Origin of the sequence: Thiorhodospira sibirica ATCC 700588 (assembly GCF_000227725.2) — a bacterium.
Taxonomy (GTDB): domain Bacteria; phylum Pseudomonadota; class Gammaproteobacteria; order Ectothiorhodospirales; family Ectothiorhodospiraceae; genus Thiorhodospira; species Thiorhodospira sibirica.
The window spans coordinates 904,464-919,936 of record NZ_MU255056.1; the positions used below are offsets into that span (position 1 = coordinate 904,464).

16 protein-coding genes are annotated in these 15,473 nt (G+C 58.3%); 9 read left to right on the plus strand and 7 right to left on the minus strand.

The genetic code is table 11. The annotated features are described in order from the left end of the window. Positions 1-52 precede the first annotated feature (52 nt). From coq7 to THISIDRAFT_RS04375, 8 genes are all read left to right on the plus strand, one after another. Positions 53-694 (plus strand): 2-polyprenyl-3-methyl-6-methoxy-1,4-benzoquinone monooxygenase, encoded by a 642-nt coding sequence (gene coq7, locus THISIDRAFT_RS04340; protein ID WP_006786839.1) that lies wholly within the window; start codon positions 53-55, stop codon positions 692-694. 39 nt (positions 695-733) lie between these two features. Continuing rightward, positions 734-1,399, plus strand: coding sequence for a single-stranded DNA-binding protein (ssb, locus tag THISIDRAFT_RS04345; protein WP_006786838.1), 666 nt, complete (start codon positions 734-736; stop codon positions 1,397-1,399). A 219-nt stretch (positions 1,400-1,618) separates the two neighbouring features. Beyond that, positions 1,619-3,067 (plus strand): bifunctional 2-methylcitrate dehydratase/aconitate hydratase, encoded by a 1,449-nt coding sequence (locus THISIDRAFT_RS04350; RefSeq protein ID WP_006786837.1) that lies wholly within the window; start codon positions 1,619-1,621, stop codon positions 3,065-3,067. A gap of 96 nt (positions 3,068-3,163) precedes the next feature. After that, positions 3,164-4,249 carry an extracellular solute-binding protein gene (locus THISIDRAFT_RS04355; RefSeq protein ID WP_006786836.1) on the plus strand — a complete coding sequence of 362 codons (1,086 nt, stop codon included), beginning with the start codon at positions 3,164-3,166 and terminating at the stop codon, positions 4,247-4,249. Positions 4,250-4,581: 332 nt separating this feature from the next. After that, positions 4,582-5,733: an ABC transporter ATP-binding protein gene (locus THISIDRAFT_RS04360; protein WP_006786835.1), complete on the plus strand. Its 1,152-nt coding sequence runs from the start codon at positions 4,582-4,584 to the stop codon at positions 5,731-5,733. Further along, positions 5,730-6,713 carry an ABC transporter permease subunit gene (locus THISIDRAFT_RS04365; RefSeq protein WP_006786834.1) on the plus strand — a complete coding sequence of 328 codons (984 nt, stop codon included), beginning with the start codon at positions 5,730-5,732 and terminating at the stop codon, positions 6,711-6,713. The genes THISIDRAFT_RS04360 and THISIDRAFT_RS04365 overlap by 4 nt, the downstream gene beginning before the upstream one ends. Beyond that, the gene (locus THISIDRAFT_RS04370) at positions 6,710-7,537 is read left to right on the plus strand and encodes an ABC transporter permease subunit (RefSeq protein ID WP_006786833.1); all 828 of its coding nucleotides are present in this window, start codon (positions 6,710-6,712) and stop codon (positions 7,535-7,537) included. Before THISIDRAFT_RS04365 ends, THISIDRAFT_RS04370 begins: the two co-directional genes overlap by 4 nt. Before the next feature lie 152 nt (positions 7,538-7,689). Further along, a complete protein-coding gene (locus THISIDRAFT_RS04375) occupies positions 7,690-8,334 on the plus strand; it encodes a thiol:disulfide interchange protein DsbA/DsbL (protein WP_006786832.1) in 645 nt (214 codons plus the stop codon). An 89-nt stretch (positions 8,335-8,423) separates the two neighbouring features. Here the strand turns inward: THISIDRAFT_RS04375 and THISIDRAFT_RS04380 are convergent, their stop codons facing one another. Next, positions 8,424-9,104 (minus strand): MBL fold metallo-hydrolase, encoded by a 681-nt coding sequence (locus tag THISIDRAFT_RS04380; protein ID WP_006786831.1) that lies wholly within the window; start codon positions 9,102-9,104, stop codon positions 8,424-8,426. A gap of 30 nt (positions 9,105-9,134) precedes the next feature. On the opposite strand from THISIDRAFT_RS04380, the gene THISIDRAFT_RS04385 reads away from it, so the two are divergent. Beyond that, positions 9,135-9,893: an HAD-IA family hydrolase gene (locus THISIDRAFT_RS04385; RefSeq protein WP_217159140.1), complete on the plus strand. Its 759-nt coding sequence runs from the start codon at positions 9,135-9,137 to the stop codon at positions 9,891-9,893. Positions 9,894-9,908: 15 nt separating this feature from the next. Here the strand turns inward: THISIDRAFT_RS04385 and alr are convergent, their stop codons facing one another. The 6 genes from alr to rpsF all read right to left on the minus strand — a co-directional run bounded on the left by alr (position 9,909) and on the right by rpsF (position 15,239). After that, entirely contained in the window at positions 9,909-10,997 is a 1,089-nt protein-coding gene (alr, locus tag THISIDRAFT_RS04390) for an alanine racemase (RefSeq protein ID WP_006786829.1), read from the minus strand. Then, positions 10,997-12,805 carry a replicative DNA helicase gene (dnaB, locus tag THISIDRAFT_RS04395; protein ID WP_006786828.1) on the minus strand — a complete coding sequence of 603 codons (1,809 nt, stop codon included), beginning with the start codon at positions 12,803-12,805 and terminating at the stop codon, positions 10,997-10,999. Before dnaB ends, alr begins: the two co-directional genes overlap by 1 nt. Positions 12,806-12,954: 149 nt before the next feature. Next, complete coding sequence (rplI, locus tag THISIDRAFT_RS04400) at positions 12,955-13,410, minus strand: 50S ribosomal protein L9 (RefSeq protein WP_006786827.1); 456 nt, start codon at positions 13,408-13,410, stop codon at positions 12,955-12,957. 122 nt (positions 13,411-13,532) lie between these two features. After that, complete coding sequence (locus tag THISIDRAFT_RS04405) at positions 13,533-14,456, minus strand: YybS family protein (RefSeq protein WP_040851781.1); 924 nt, start codon at positions 14,454-14,456, stop codon at positions 13,533-13,535. 61 nt (positions 14,457-14,517) lie between these two features. Next, complete coding sequence (rpsR, locus tag THISIDRAFT_RS04410; RefSeq protein WP_006786825.1) at positions 14,518-14,742, minus strand: 30S ribosomal protein S18; 225 nt, start codon at positions 14,740-14,742, stop codon at positions 14,518-14,520. Positions 14,743-14,789: 47 nt separating this feature from the next. Then, positions 14,790-15,239 (minus strand): 30S ribosomal protein S6, encoded by a 450-nt coding sequence (gene rpsF / locus THISIDRAFT_RS04415; protein WP_006786824.1) that lies wholly within the window; start codon positions 15,237-15,239, stop codon positions 14,790-14,792. Between the last annotated feature and the right edge of the window lie 234 nt (positions 15,240-15,473).

Sequence of the window (15,473 nt, forward strand, 5' to 3'; positions counted from 1 at the left end):
TTGCGACAATACGCCAACGCAGAACACACACCCTGTATACGGGAACCACGCCATGCCTACCTACAACCGCCTGGAGCAATGCCTAAGTCTCATTGAACAGGGATTGCGCACCCTGTATAGCGACATCCCGGCCTGTCAGCGCCCTAATCCGGCAGACAATGCATCCGCAGCGCCGCTATCCGGCCACGAGCGGCGCCAAGCGGTGCGCCTGTTGCGCGTACATCATGCGACAGAAATTGCCAGCCAGGGGCTGTATCATGGGCAAGCCGTTACCGGGCGCCGGGCGCGGATTCGCCGCAATATGGCGCGCAACCTCCGCGAAGAAGGCGATCACCTGGGCTGGACGCAGCAGCGCCTGCGCCAGCTGCACGCACGCCCCAGCCTCAGCAACCCGCTGTGGTATGGCAGTGCCTTTATCATCGGCGCATTGAGCGCCAAGGCTGGCGAACAATGGAGCCTGGGCTGTATTGAGGCGCATGAGCACCATCTGGAAAAACAGCTCGAACAGCAACTACAACAGCTCCCGGCCAATGACCACGCCAGCCGCGCCGTGCTCGAACAGATAAAAACCGAGGCTCGCCGCCACGGACAAAGCGCGTGGCAAGCGGGTGCAGCCCCCTTACCCTGGCCGCTGCGCCAGGTGCTTATTCCCGCCGCCCGGCGCTTGATGCAGCGCATCGCGTACTGGATATAAACTCACAATAACCACATTTTTTCCATAGGAGTCATCAACATGGCCAGAGGCATTAACAAAGTCATCCTCATCGGTCGCCTGGGCGCCGATCCTGAGCTCAAATACATGCCCAGCGGAGGCGCCGTGGTCAACGTCAATCTTGCCACCAGCGAAAGCTGGCGCGATAAAAACAGCGGTGAACAGCAAGAACGCACCGAATGGCATCGCCTGGTGTTTTATGGCAAGGTGGCCGAAATCACCGCCCAATACGTGCGCAAAGGCGCACACCTCTACATCGAAGGCCGTCTGCAAACGCGCAAATGGCAAGGCCAGGACGGGCAAGACCGCTACACCACCGAGATCATTGTCAACGACATGCAGATGCTCGACAGCAAAAACGCCGCCACCAGCAGCTTTGATGCACCCACCGCCGCGCCCACACACCCGACAGCACCGACGCATCATGCCCCAGCCCACCACCCGCACATGTCCGCCCATGCTGCTCCCGCCTATGGTGGCTATGCAGAACCCCCAGCCTACCCTGCCGCCGCACCAGCCCCGCGCCAGCCCCCCAATGCCCCGCTGCAACAACCGGCCTACACCAACGCCCCCTACGGCGGAGGCGCACCCAGCGCCCCAGCCCCCGGCTATCCCCAACAACCGCCGCCATCACCACACCAACAACGCCCCGCTGCCGAGGATTTTGACGACGACATCCCGTTTTAGTCTTGACCTTGCTGGGAGCGCCGGGCACCAGCCCGGCATTATGGAACGCCGCTCACCAGAGCGGCACGAAGTGGCGGCGGCTTCCCGTCGTCTCTTTTTGTAACGGCATTGCGCTTTCCGTTAAAATAGGCCAACGGAAAGCGATTTAAGGGTGTTTTGCCTGCAAATACAGGGATTTTGTTATTAACTTATATTCTAACCAACGGAGTCGATGATTCAATGGGTACACATATTGCCGATGCCAATGTCCGTCCTGATCCTGATAAGGAATTAGTGGCGATTGCAGATTATATCTGCGACACCCAGATCAACAGTGAGGAGGCGTTTGACACGGCGCGCAACTGCCTGATGGATTCATTGGGCTGTGCCATGCTGGCACTGCAATACCCGGAATGCACCAAGCATCTGGGGCCGATTGTGCCAGGGACAGTAGTACCTCATGGTGCTAAAGTGCCGGGCACGCAATTCGTACTCGATCCGGTCAAGGCCGCTTTTGATATTGGTGCGCTGGTGCGCTGGCTGGATTTCAACGACACCTGGCTGGCAGCAGAGTGGGGCCATCCTTCGGATAATCTGGGTGCGATTCTGGCGCTGGCTGATTATTTGAGCCGGGTGCGCGTGGCGCAAGGGCAGGCGCCGCTGAGTATGCGCGATGTGCTGACTTATATGATCAAGGCGCATGAAATTCAGGGTGTGATGGCGCTGGAAAACAGCTTTAACCGCGTCGGTCTGGATCATGTGATTCTGGTGAAGCTGGCCTCTGCCGGGGTGGCCGCGCACATGCTTGGGGCCACCAAGGCGCAAGTGATTGATGTATTGTCGCAGGCCTTTGTAGATGGGCAGTCAATGCGGACTTACCGTCATGCGCCTAATACGGGTTCACGCAAATCCTGGGCGGCAGGTGATGCCTCCAGCCGTGGGGTGCGCCTGGCGATGATGGTGATGCGCGGCGAGATGGGCCTGCCTTCGGTGCTAACTGCGCCGCGCTGGGGTTTTTATGATGTGTTGTTCAAGGGCGAAAAATTCAAGTTCCAGCGCGATTTTGGCAGCTATGTGATGGAGCATGTGCTGTTTAAGATCAGCTTCCCGGCAGAATTCCATGCCCAGACGGCGGTAGAGTGTGCGCTTAAGCTGCATGATCAGGTTAAGGATCGTCTGGAGCAGATTGATTACATCGCCCTGACGACGCAGGAATCTGCGGTGCGTATTATCAGTAAAGATGGTCCGCTGCATAACCCTGCCGACCGCGACCACTGCCTGCAGTACATGGTCGCGGTTCCGTTGATCTATGGCGCCCTCACCGCCCGTCATTATGAAGACGATGTGGCCGCCGATCCGCGTATCGACGCGCTGCGCAGCAAGATGCGCGTCACCGAAGATCCGCGCTATTCCAAGGAATATCACGATCCGGACAAGCGCTCCATTGCCAATGCCGTGCAGGTGTTTTTCAAAGATGGCAGCGCAACGGACAAGGTAGAAATCGAGTACCCCATCGGCCATCGTCGCCGTCGTGCCGAGGGCATTCCGGTGTTGGAGCGCAAGTTCAGCGACGCGCTGCGCACCCGCTTCCCCAAGGCTCAGGCCGAGGGCATCTATGCCCTGTGCAAAGACCCGCAGCGGCTGCACAATACCTCAATCAATGCCTTTATGGATATGCTGGTTATCTGATCTAAGCCGGCGGTATTGCACACACAGGCGCTCCGCGTGGGGGCCTGTGTGCGCTTTGCGTTTCATTCACCGCAAGATTTTGGGAGTGTTAGCACCATGCGCAGCGTGATAATGTGTTTGTTGGGCCTGAGTTTTTTGACGGTAGCGGCACAGGCCTCGGTGGTACACGTCTACAACTGGTCTGACTACATCGCCGATGAGGTGATCCAGCGCTTTGAGGCGCAAACCGGCATTCGTGTGGTCTATGATGTCTACGATGCCAACGAGATTCTGGAGGCCAAGCTGTTGGCCGGGCGCAGTGGTTATGATGTGATCTTCCCCACAGCGCAACCCTTTGCCAAACGCCATATTGAGGCCAATTTGTACCGACCTTTGGACTTCTCCCTGCTGCCCCACCGGGTGCATCTGGATGAGGGCCTGCTGGCGAAGCTTGCCAGCGTTGATCCGGACAACCGCTATATCGTCCCCTATATGTGGGGTACCACCGGCATCGGCTTTAATCCCGCCAAGGTGCAGCAGGCGCTGGGTACCGAGAAGATCCCCGATTCCTGGTCGCTGATTTTTGATCCGGCGCTGGCAGAAAAGCTGTCAGGCTGCGGCATTGCCGTTTTGGATGATGAAGGTGAGGCCCTGGCGGCGGCCTTGATGTATCTGGGCGAAGATCCCAACACCCACGACCCCCAGGCGATTGCCGCAGCGGCTGAGCTGTTTGCTCAGGTGCGTCCCTTTATTCGCTATTTTCACGCCTCTAAATATATCAACGACCTGGCCAATGGCGATATCTGCGTGGCCCACGGTTATTCCGGGGATGTGTTGCAGGCGCGTGACCGGGCTGAGGAGGCCGGGCGTGGCGTGACAGTCGATTATCTGATTCCGCAGGAAGGCGCGGTGCTGTGGTTTGACGTGATGGCCATTCCCGCCGATGCCCCCAACCCGGAAAATGCCCACGCCTTCATTGATTTTCTGCTGCAGCCGGAAAATATCGCCGAGATCACCAATGTGGTGGCCTACGCCAATGCCAATGCCAGCGCGACAGCACTGGTTGATGAGGCGATTCGCAACGACCCGGGGATTTATCCCGACAGTGACTTGCGCCAGCGACTGGTGACACTGGAGGCCCTGCCCGCCTCTGTGCAACGTCTGCGGGTGCGCACCTGGACGCGGATTCGCACCGGGCGCTAGTGGGTGCGGCTGGATTGTGTGACCGGTCGCAAGACCGGTCTTTTCCATGCCGGGCGCTGACCTGGCGTACCGCTACTAAAAATCTATGAAAATCTATTTCACGGATTTGTATACGCCGTCACTGCTATTGCCAGGAAAAACCGGGTCTTACATAACTCTTGCGTACGGATTAACGTCCAGCCGTAGCCTGTCTGGACGGTGCAAAAGCGCACAAGGACAGCCTACTACATAACAAAGCACAGCGCAACCGGGCGCAAAAAGACAAGGTTTTTATAGAAAATGATAGATTTTAGCCAGCAGTTACAAACCCTTACCCTGATCAACATGTCCTTATGGCACAAACAAAACGTGACCCGGCGCTGATAGATGCCTGGCAAGACCCCACGGCTCGCCCTTTTTTGCAGATTCAGCAGGTGAGTAAGGTGTTTGAGAGCGGGCATTATGCCGTGGATGAGGTCTCATTGGAGATTTTTCGCGGCGAGTTTTTCTCCCTGCTCGGTGCCTCGGGCTGTGGCAAAAGCACCTTGCTGCGTATCCTTGCCGGGCTGGAACGGCCTACCCAGGGACGGGTGTGGATTGATGGCGAGGATGTCACCGATACCCCGCCGTATGAGCGCCCGGTCAATATGATGTTTCAGTCTTACGCCTTGTTTCCGCACATGAGCGTGGCGCAAAACATCGCCTTTGGGCTACGCCAGGAGCGCTTACCCAAGGCACAGATCAAAGCGCGGGTGGCCGAGATGCTGGAGCTGGTACACATGCAAGACTTTGCCCGGCGCAAGCCTGACCAGCTCTCCGGTGGCCAACGCCAGCGCGTGGCCCTGGCGCGCTCCCTGGCCAAACATCCCAAATTATTGTTACTCGATGAGCCGCTGGGTGCCCTGGATCGCAAATTGCGCGAACGTACCCAGTTTGAGCTGGTGAACATTCAGGAGCGCGTGGGAACGACCTTTATCATGGTCACTCATGATCAGGAAGAGGCGATGACCATGTCGACCCGTCTGGCGGTGATGGAGGCCGGACGCATTCTCCAGATTGGCACCCCTTCTGAGGTTTATGAATACCCCGCCTCGCGCTTTGTGGCGGAATTTATCGGGGCGGCCAATCTTTTTGAGGGGCGGGTGGAGGGCTATGATGAAGCGGCGGAATTGCTGACCATTCACACCGAGGCAGCCGCACAACACATCACCTTGTATCATCCCACCCCCCTGGCGGTGGGCACCCCGGTGGCGGTAGCTCTGCGCCCGGAAAAGATTCATGTAGCCGCGCAGATCCCTAACCCCGACACCAACTGGGTGCGTGGTACGGTCAAGGAAATCGGCTACCTGGGCGATGTATCGATTTATCATGTGCGCACCGAGCAAGGCAGCACGGTGCAGGTGCAGGTCACCAATCTGGCGCGGCGCACTGCTGGCCCGCTGACCTGGGACGATGAGGTATTACTGGCCTGGGATGAAGATGCCGGAGTGGTGCTGACCCTATGAGTACCCTGCCCTCGGCCACGACCGCAAGCGGCCCATCCTCGGCCCGCCTGCGGCTGCAGTTTGATCGCGGCGTAAAAAGCCTCACCCAGGGGCGTCTGGGCCGCACCTTGGTGATGGCAACGCCGTATGTCTGGCTGCTGGTTTTTCTGCTGTTGCCGTTTTTCATTGTGCTGCGCATCAGTCTGGCGGAAATGGTGCTGGCCAGCCCGCCCTATACCAGTCTGTGGGAATGGACCCAGGATCAGACCCTGCTGATTCGCCTGCATCTGGGCAATTATGCCTACCTGTGGGAAGACCCGCTGTATCTGGCGGCCTATCTCAACTCGCTCAAGGTCGCGGCGATTGCCACCGTCATCTGTTTATTGATTGGCTATCCGATGGCCTTAGGAATTGCCCGCGCCCCGGCAGGATGGCGCCTGGTGCTGTTGATGCTGGTGATTTTGCCCTTTTGGACCAGCTTTTTGATTCGCATCTATGCCTGGATGGGCCTGTTACAAAATCAGGGCCTGATCAATCAACTGCTCATGTGGCTGGGCCTGATTGAGCAGCCCCTGGCCCTGCTGCATTCCAATTTTGCGGTATATCTGGGCATTGTCTACTCGTACCTGCCCTTTATGGTACTGCCCCTCTATGCCACCCTGGTGCGTCAGGATTTAGGCCTGCTGGAAGCCGCTGCCGATCTGGGAGCGCGTCCGTGGAAAAGCTTTGTCACCATCACCTGGCCCTTGTCGCTGCCGGGGGTGATTGCCGGCAGTCTGCTGGTGTTTATCCCGGCAGTGGGGGAATTTGTCATCCCCGATCTGCTCGGTGGCCCGGATACGCTGATGATCGGCAAAGTGTTGTGGGGTGAATTTTTCGCCAACCGTGACTGGCCGGTGGCCTCAGCGGTGGCGATTGCGATGCTGCTGGTGGTGGTCCTGCCATTGCTGTTATTGCAGCGCATCGGCGAACGCCAGACCACCCAAAAGGTCAACCCATGAGCGGGCGGCGCTCCTTTTGGCTGTTTACCGGCATGGCCTTTGGCTATGCCTTTTTATACCTGCCCATCATCACCCTGATCGTTTATTCCTTCAACGATTCCCGCCTGGTGACCGTCTGGGGCGGCTTTTCTACGCGCTGGTATGTGGCGCTGCTGGAAAATGAGCAGATTCTCACCGCGTTGTGGCTGTCTATACGCATTGCCGCGCTCAATGCCACCTTTGCCGTCGTGCTGGGCTTGCTGGCCGCGCTGACCCTGGTACGCTTCAGCCGCTTTCGCGGACGTACCCTGTTTGCCGGCATGGTCACTGCGCCGCTGGTAATGCCGGAGGTCATTCTGGGGCTGTCCGCCCTGCTGCTATTCGTGCATCTGGAACAACTCATCGGCTGGCCGGATGGGCGTGGCATGACCACCATCACCTTAGCGCACATCACCTTCAGCACCGCCTATGTCGCCGTGATTGTGCAATCGCGCCTGTCGCAGCTTGATGTCAGTCTGGAAGAGGCGGCGATGGATCTGGGGGCGCGTCCGTGGAAGGTGTTTGTGGTGATCATTTTGCCGATCATCTCCCCGGCGTTGCTGGCCGGGTGGCTTTTGGCCTTTACCCTGTCAATGGATGATCTGGTGATTGCCAGCTTTGTCTCCGGCCCCGGTGCAACCACCCTGCCGATGGTGGTCTATTCCAGCGTGCGCATGGGCGTCAGTCCGCAGATCAACGCCCTGGCCACGGTGATAGTCGTCGTGGTCAGCATCGGCGTACTGATTGCCGGCTGGCTATTGCATCGCAGTCAGCGCAGCAGCGATCATGGCAATCTACGCAAGTAGCGGCGGCTTCCCTGCCTGCCGCGACGCACGCGGCGCAGGCCGGTAGCCGTCGCTCTTTTTAAGCCGCATCTGCCTGCCTGCCGCGACGCACACGGCGCAGGCAGGGACGATGCCGCCACACCTAAAACCCTTAGCCTATCAAGAGGCCCCTTATGCCTATCACAAGACGCCGCTTTAATCAGTATCTCGTAGCGCTGGCCGGAGCCAGCAACATCCCGCTGGCCTGGGGGCAAGCCCACGCCTTACGCGAAGGCATCGACTGGCGTCCAATTGTCCCGCCCGCGCCTCGGCAAGACCCGGAAAAAATCGAGGTCATCGAATTTTTTTCCTACGGCTGCCCCTTTTGTGGTGAATTTGACCCCCTGATCAAGGCCTGGGCTGCCACACTGCCCGACGACATTATCTTTCGCCAGCAGCCGGTGTCTTTTGGGCGCATGGCCTGGGCCAATCTGGCCCGCCTGTATTTTGTGCTCGACGATCTGGGCGACACCCAGCGCCTCAATCCACTGATTTTTGACGCCTTGGGCCGTCAGGGCCGCCGCCTGTACACCGAACGCGCTATCAGCAACTGGCTGGAACTGCACGATGTCGATATTGCCGCCTTCCAGGCCGGTTTTCAGTCAGAACAGGTCACCGCCCGTCTGCAGGCCAGCGACGCCTTAGCCACCCAATATGGGATCAACGCCGTCCCCATGATCGCCGTCGATGGCCGCTTTATCGTTCTCGGTCAGGAAGCCCGTGGGTTTAACGACCTGCTCACCATCGCCAGCGGCCTGATCGACAAAGCCCGCCGCTAAAGCGAGAGCGTCCTGTAGGAGCGGCATCTTCCCGATGCCGCTGCAAAAGCCGCCGCCACTTCGTATCGAGCTGAGGTTAGGCGAGCCTGTTAGACGGGCGTATACGGGCTGCTGCGTGTCCGGTCGTGTTCGTATAGCCGGTAGTGGGTGAAGGCGGTGAGTTCTGTAAACTGCAGGAAAGGGTTGCCCTGCATCTGCTCGGCGAGGGTGGAGCTTGGCTGGCAGCCGTAATCATGCCCCGGGTGGATGCGGGTTTGTGCGGGCAGGGTTGTGCAGAGCTTGTGCAGAGAGGCGAACAGTTGTGCGGCATCGCCCCCGCGCAGATCACAACGGCCACAGCCATAGACAAACAGGGTATCCCCGGTCAGCAAGTCATTGCCGACTAACAGACAGGCCGAGCCGGGGGTATGCCCTGGGGTGTGCAGCCAGCGGATCGGCGTATCCCCCAGATAGCAGACATCCTGATCCTCATGTTCCGTCAATGGAAATGCCTGAGCCCCCCAAAATTCGGCTTCGGGACGCAGCAGATGCACAGTGGCCTGTGTCTGCGCATGGAGTTCAGCCACCGCATTGGTATGATCGCTGTGACTGTGGGTCAGAAAAATATCGCTCAGTTGCCCGCCCAGCGCGGCCACTTCGGCCAAAATCCGTTGCGCCTCCCAGGCCGGGTCCACCACGGCCACGCGCTGTGTATTCACATCCTGGATTAAATAGACGATATTAGCCATCGAACCGACCGCAAGCGGTCGCAGAAGGGTTGTCTCTTGCATGAAAATCACCTGTTTGTATAACGAGGAAAAATGATGAGCTTAAAGGCGTTGATTTTTGATGTCGATGGAACCCTGGCCGATACCGAGCGCGACGGTCATCGCGTGGCGTTCAATGCCGCCTTTGCAGCGGTCGGGCTGGACTGGCATTGGTCAGAGGATCTGTACGGGGAGTTGCTGGCCGTCACCGGCGGCAAGGAACGCATCCGCTATTATCTCCAGCACCACCATCCCCAATGGCTCGAACAGCAAGGGATTGAGCAGACCATCATCGCCTTGCATGAAAGCAAGACCGCACATTATCAGATGTTGGTCAAAGACGGTGCCATTCCCCTGCGTCCAGGCATCCAGCGTCTTTTGCAGGAGGCCCGCGACCGCGCCATAACCCTGGCCATTGCTACCACCACCACGCATAGCAACGTCGCGCATTTACTGCAGGCCACCCTGGGCGCGCACAGCCTGGAGTGGTTTGCCGTCATCGGCGCCGGCGATGTCGTCCCCGCGAAAAAACCGGCCCCGGATATCTATCATTATGTCATGCAGCAGCTGGGGTTATCGCCGCAGCACTGCCTGGCGATTGAAGACTCTGCGCAAGGGCTGCAGGCGGCGCACGCTGCCGGAATAGCGACGCTGATTACCTTTAATGGCTACACCCGCGAAGACACTTTCGACGGTGCCCTGGCCGTGCTGGATCATCTGGGTGAACCCGACCAGCCCTGCCAGCAACTGGCCGGAAGCTGCCGTTGTGGTACGTATGTCACCCTTGAGGCGCTCAGAAACTGCCTGTCCTGACCGCAAACACACACCTCAAAGACCACTGACCCCGCACAGCAGGTCATAGGCAATGGTATCGGCGGCCTGGGCGATGTCATCGACAGCCAGACCGTTGCCCCACAGCGTCACGGTATCGCCCAGTTGCGCGTGCGGGATGCTGGAAAGGTCAATGCTGATCATATCCATCGACACCCGCCCAAGGCGCGGCACGGTTTGTCCATGAATCAGCACCGGCGTGCCGCTGGGCGCGTGGCGCGGATAGCCATCGGCATAGCCTATGGCCACCACGCCCACCCGCATCGGATGCGGGCAAACATAAGTACCGCCATAGCCAATGCAGGCCCCAGCCGGCAAGTGATTGATCGCAATCAGTGGCGCAGTGACGGTCATCACGGCCTGCAAGCCTAAGCTGGCCGCTGTTTGTCCGGCCAAGGGGGAGGCGCCGTAAAGCATAATGCCGGGGCGTACCCACTGTGCCTTGGTGGCAAGGGATGTCACCGCCGCATCTTGTGATAAGGGGGATAACAAGGCCGCCGAATTGGCCAGACTGTAGCCCCCCGGCAAGGGATCAATGGCCGCAGCAAACTGGGCGCGCTGCTGGCTATTTTCACCGCGCAGGGGTTCATCGGCGCAGGCCAGATGGGTCATCCACACCCAGTCCGGCGCAACATTGGCACAGCCAAGCAAGCGTTGATGCAGCGTTGGGGCCGTATGCAGCGCAAAGCCCAGCCGATGCATGCCGCTATCCAGCTTAATCCAGACATGTAGCGGGCGTTTCAGCGTGGCCTGATCCAGCAGGCTGAGCTGAGCGTCCTGATGGATCACCGGCCAGAGATCAAGCTGCGCCATGCAGCGCAACTGGGCCACATCCTGAAAGCCCTGCAACACCACAATCGGCAGGCGGATACCGGCCTCGCGCAGCACCATCGCCTCCGTCACACACGACACCGCAAAGCCCGCCACCCGATCCGCCAAAGCCTCCGCCGCAGCGAGCATCCCATGCCCATAGGCATTGGCCTTGATCACCGCCAAAACCTCTGCCGCCCCGGCCTGATTCACCGCCAGGGACGCGTTGGCGCGCAGCGCCTCAAGATCAAGCCATTTGCTGGCGCTACGTTTCACTAAAAGCCCTCGCCCGTATAAACCTCTGGGATGTAGTTGTCAAAGCGGGCGAAATGCCCTACAAAGCTTAGGCGCACCGTACCGATAGGACCGTTGCGCTGCTTGCCGATGATGATCTCGGCAACGCCTTTGTCGGCGCTGTCTTTGTCATACACCTCATCACGATAGACAAAGGCAATCACATCCGCATCTTGCTCAATCCCGCCGGAATTATGGCTAATCAAACCATCGGCCAGCCAGCAGGCATGACCCGGCACGCAGATGTCAAAGACCTCCGCCACTCCATCCGCCGCCTGCGACACCAGAGCATCCCAGCGTACGGCCTGCGCGGGTTCTGATGATCGACCCTGAATGATCTGACCAAGGCCAGATTCATCCACCAGCGCCACCCCCTCGCCTGGACGTAAATGCTGCACCTCGACAAAGCCGTGCGGCGTCAATACCCGATGCTCCGGGGTGCAGCGCAATTGCCGTCCGCTGGCAAAATCCAGCCGCAACACGGCGCGCACACCCACAGGCCAGATACTTTGCGCCAGCGCCGCCTCAATCACACCCTGCGGATTGCGCGCCAACACCCACGGCGACTGACCGACCAGCGATGCAATCGGCACGCGCTGCCCATCCGCCAGCACCACCGGCGTATCGCCGCTGACGCATTCGCGCAAATCTGACATCACGGGCCGCTTGTTGGGGCGTTGTTCCAGACTGCGGTTAAGCTGCGACAGTGCAATCACCGGTACGCGCATCTCCTTGGCCAGGGCCTTGAGCGAGCGCGAAATCTCGGCAATTTCCGTGGCGCGATTTTCTTTATTGCCCGGCAACTGCATCAATTGCAGGTAATCAATCACCACCAGCCCAATGGATTTTTGCTCACGCACCAAGCGCCGGGTGCGCGCCCGCACCTCGGTAGGGGACAGCGCCGGGCTATCATCAATAAAAATCGGGGCTTCCGAGAGCAGCGACACGATACTGGTCAGGCGCGGCCAGTCTTCTTCCTCAAGTTTACCGGTGCGCAGACCTTGCAACTGGATGCGTCCGAGCGAAGAAATCATGCGCAGCACCAATTGTTCAGCCGGCATTTCCATGCTGAAAATCGCCACCGCCACCTGCTTATTGAGGGCCGCAAACTCGGCGATATTCATCGCAAAGGTGGTCTTGCCCATCGACGGACGACCCGCAACAATCACCAGATCGCCGCCCTGCAAGCCAGAGGTCAGGGTATCCAGCTCATAATAGCCCGTTGACAGGCCGGTAATCGGATCATCCCGCTCATGCAGCATTTCGACTTCTGCAATCGTGCTGTTTAACAGCGTGCGCATACTGCGAAATCCCTGATTCGCACGCGTGCCTTTCTCGGCAATCGCAAACACGAGCCGTTCCGCCTCATCTAACAGGCTGCGGGTATCACGACCTTTGGGGTTAAACGCACTCTCGGCAATCTGACTGCCCGCATCAATGAGCTGGCGCAACACCGAGCGGTCACGCACAATATCAGCGTATGCCCCGATATTCGCCGCACTCGGCACATCATGAGCCAGCCGCCCCAAATAAGGCAGCCCCCCGGCATCCTCAAGCAGATTGCACTTTTCCAGATATTCCGACAGGGTGATGGCGTCAAACGGGGTATTGCGACTGGCAAGCTCAGTGATGGCGCGAAAAATCAGGCGATGATCATAACGGTAGAAATCCACCTCAGACACACGATCCGCAATCGTATCCCAAGCGCTGTTTTCCAGCATCAAGCCGCCCAAAACGGCCTGTTCTGCCTCCATGGAATGCGGTGGCACCTTAGGGGCTGCGCCTTCCATCCGTTCTTACCTGTATCGCGTAAATGTAGGGAACACCGGCCAGCAGACCAGCGTATTAGCAAGGGGGAGTGCCCGTCAGCCGACCGGCACGAACATCAACAGGAACGCCGCAGGATATCCCCCGGCGCTCCCAACAACAATGCGCCCGCTTAGGCCTCAGCAACAACCTCAATGCGGATGCTGGTTTTAACGTCCGTGTGCAAGTGAACCTCAACGTCAAACTCGCCCGTATGGCGCAGCGGACTGGACGAGGGCAAACGCACCTCACGCTTATCCAGCTTCACCCCGGCCTCGGTCACTGCCTGCGCAATATCTTGCGCGCCGACAGAACCAAACAGCTTGCCTTCGTTTCCCGCCTTGGAGGCGATTTTAATCTGCCCCATTCCGGCCAATTTTTCAGCACGCACACGCGCATCGGCCACCAAAGCCTCTGCCGCCTGCTCAAGCTCAGCGCGACGCGCTTCAAATGCTGCAATATTCTCAGGCGTAGCAAACTTCGCTTTACCCTTTGGAATCAGAAAATTACGCGCAAAGCCGGCGCGTACCCGCACCTTATCGCCAAGCTGTCCTAAATTCTCGACCTTCTCCAACAAAATGACTTCCATCGTGGTATGACCTCATATAAATTTTTGTTCGGGGGCCGGGGATAGCGACCTTCATCCAAAAGCGCGCCTTAACACCAGCAACACGGCCTGTGCGCGGCAATCCACGGCCTGAAAAGAAGGGTTTAATCAGCCTGATCAGCATCTCGGGGAGGCGGCGGAGGGGGCAAACGCTGCCGAAAATTCATAAAGGCATCCAGCGCCGCAAAGGTCGCCAGAATCACCATCATCTGCGGAAACGCAAACACCAACAGCACATACAAACTGATCAACCAGGCGCGATGCATCTTCAAACTGCGACACAAAGCATGCACCAGCGCAAGCCCCTGCAGGAAAAACAGCGCCAGCATGATCAATGCAAGCTCGGTCAGCAGATTACTTTGCCCAAGCCAGGAACCCAGCAGCAAGACCAGCAAAATCAACGCCGGAATCCGGCCCAATTGCAGCGCCTGAAACTCCTGCGCAAAACCACCCGGATTGTACAGCGCAGCCTGCCAATAGCGGGCGATAAACAAAGATACCGCCATATTCAACACCATCGCCATCGCCAGAATGCCCGACATCAACTCCGCCGCCCGCACCAGATTCTGCGTCACCTCCACAGGCGGCATCCCGGTTTGTGACAGAAAGGGGCCCAGCGTATTCTCAAGAATCTCCAGCCACACCCCCGGCAGATCAGCCACCGCCAGATGCAACAACAGCACCGCGCCAATCCCCAGCAAGGCCGCACCGAGCAGAGTCAAGGCCCATGAAGCGGTATGGCGCAAAACCTGCGCCAACGCCACATTAGGCAGCCACTGCACCAGCCCCATGAACACCCCAAGCAGCGGCGACAGACCCAAGGCCCAAGCCAGCAAAGCCAAGACCCCAGCCGCTCCCGCCCCGACCCACAGCGCCGACACCAGCCCAGCGCGCAAGCCCACCAAGGCCAGACAGGCATTACTGACCATCGCCAACGGCGGCAACAGCAAAAAGCCAATCCCAAAACCTGCGGTGGCCGTTACCGCCCGCAAGCGGGTCTGCATGACAAACGAGGCAAGCGCTTTCATTTAAATCGTAGGCAGGCGCGTGGCCGATGCGCAAGCATGCGCGCTGATCAGCAACACAGCGTTAGTGATTATCGGTATAAGGCAGCAGCGCCAAATAGCGAGCACGCTTGATCGCCGTGGCTAACTGACGCTGATAGCGGGCACTGGTCCCGGTAATCCGGCTAGGCACCACCTTCCCGGTCTCAGTAATGAAATTCTTCAACGTATTGAGGTCTTTATAATCAATAGACTCAACATTCTCGGCGGTAAAACGGCAATATTTGCGGCGACGAAAAAAACGAGACATCAGCAGTCAACTCCTAAAACTCAAAAATAACAGGATAAACGCAATGATCAATCCGCTTGCGGACGCACATCAGAACCCTTGGCGCGATGATCCTCATCATAATCACCATCATTGTCGTTATCACCATCCGTGTCACCATCATCATCTGCAGAAACCGATGCATCATCATCGTCATCATCGCGACGCTTGATCAACAACGAAGCCTCCGTCTCAGCCTTATCCATACGGATCACCAAGTGACGCAACACCGCATCGTTGAAACGAAACGCGCTGACCATCTCCTCCAAGGCATGCTCACCGCACTCCACATTCATCAACACATAATGCGCCTTGTGCAATTTCTGAATCGGGTACGCCAACTGACGCCGCCCCCAATCTTCCAGACGGTGAATCGTACCGCCATCGCCCTCAACCAGGCTACGATAACGCTCGACCATCGCCGCAACCTGCTCGCTTTGATCAGGATGAACCAAAAAAACAATTTCGTAATGCCGCATCTAAAATGCTCCCTACGGGTGACAGCCCCCGCCGCGCCAAAAGCGTGGGTGGGGCAAGGAGAAAACCGGAGCAATCCGGAAAACCGCTAATTATAACCATCACACCCAAGCGACGCTAGGAAAATCACACGCCGTGTTAGCCCAAAGCAGTAATGTCCCCTTCGTCCAATTCTAAAATGTCCCCTTTATATTTAAGCGGGAGGGGCACGCATGACGAAGGAGCACATTACGATG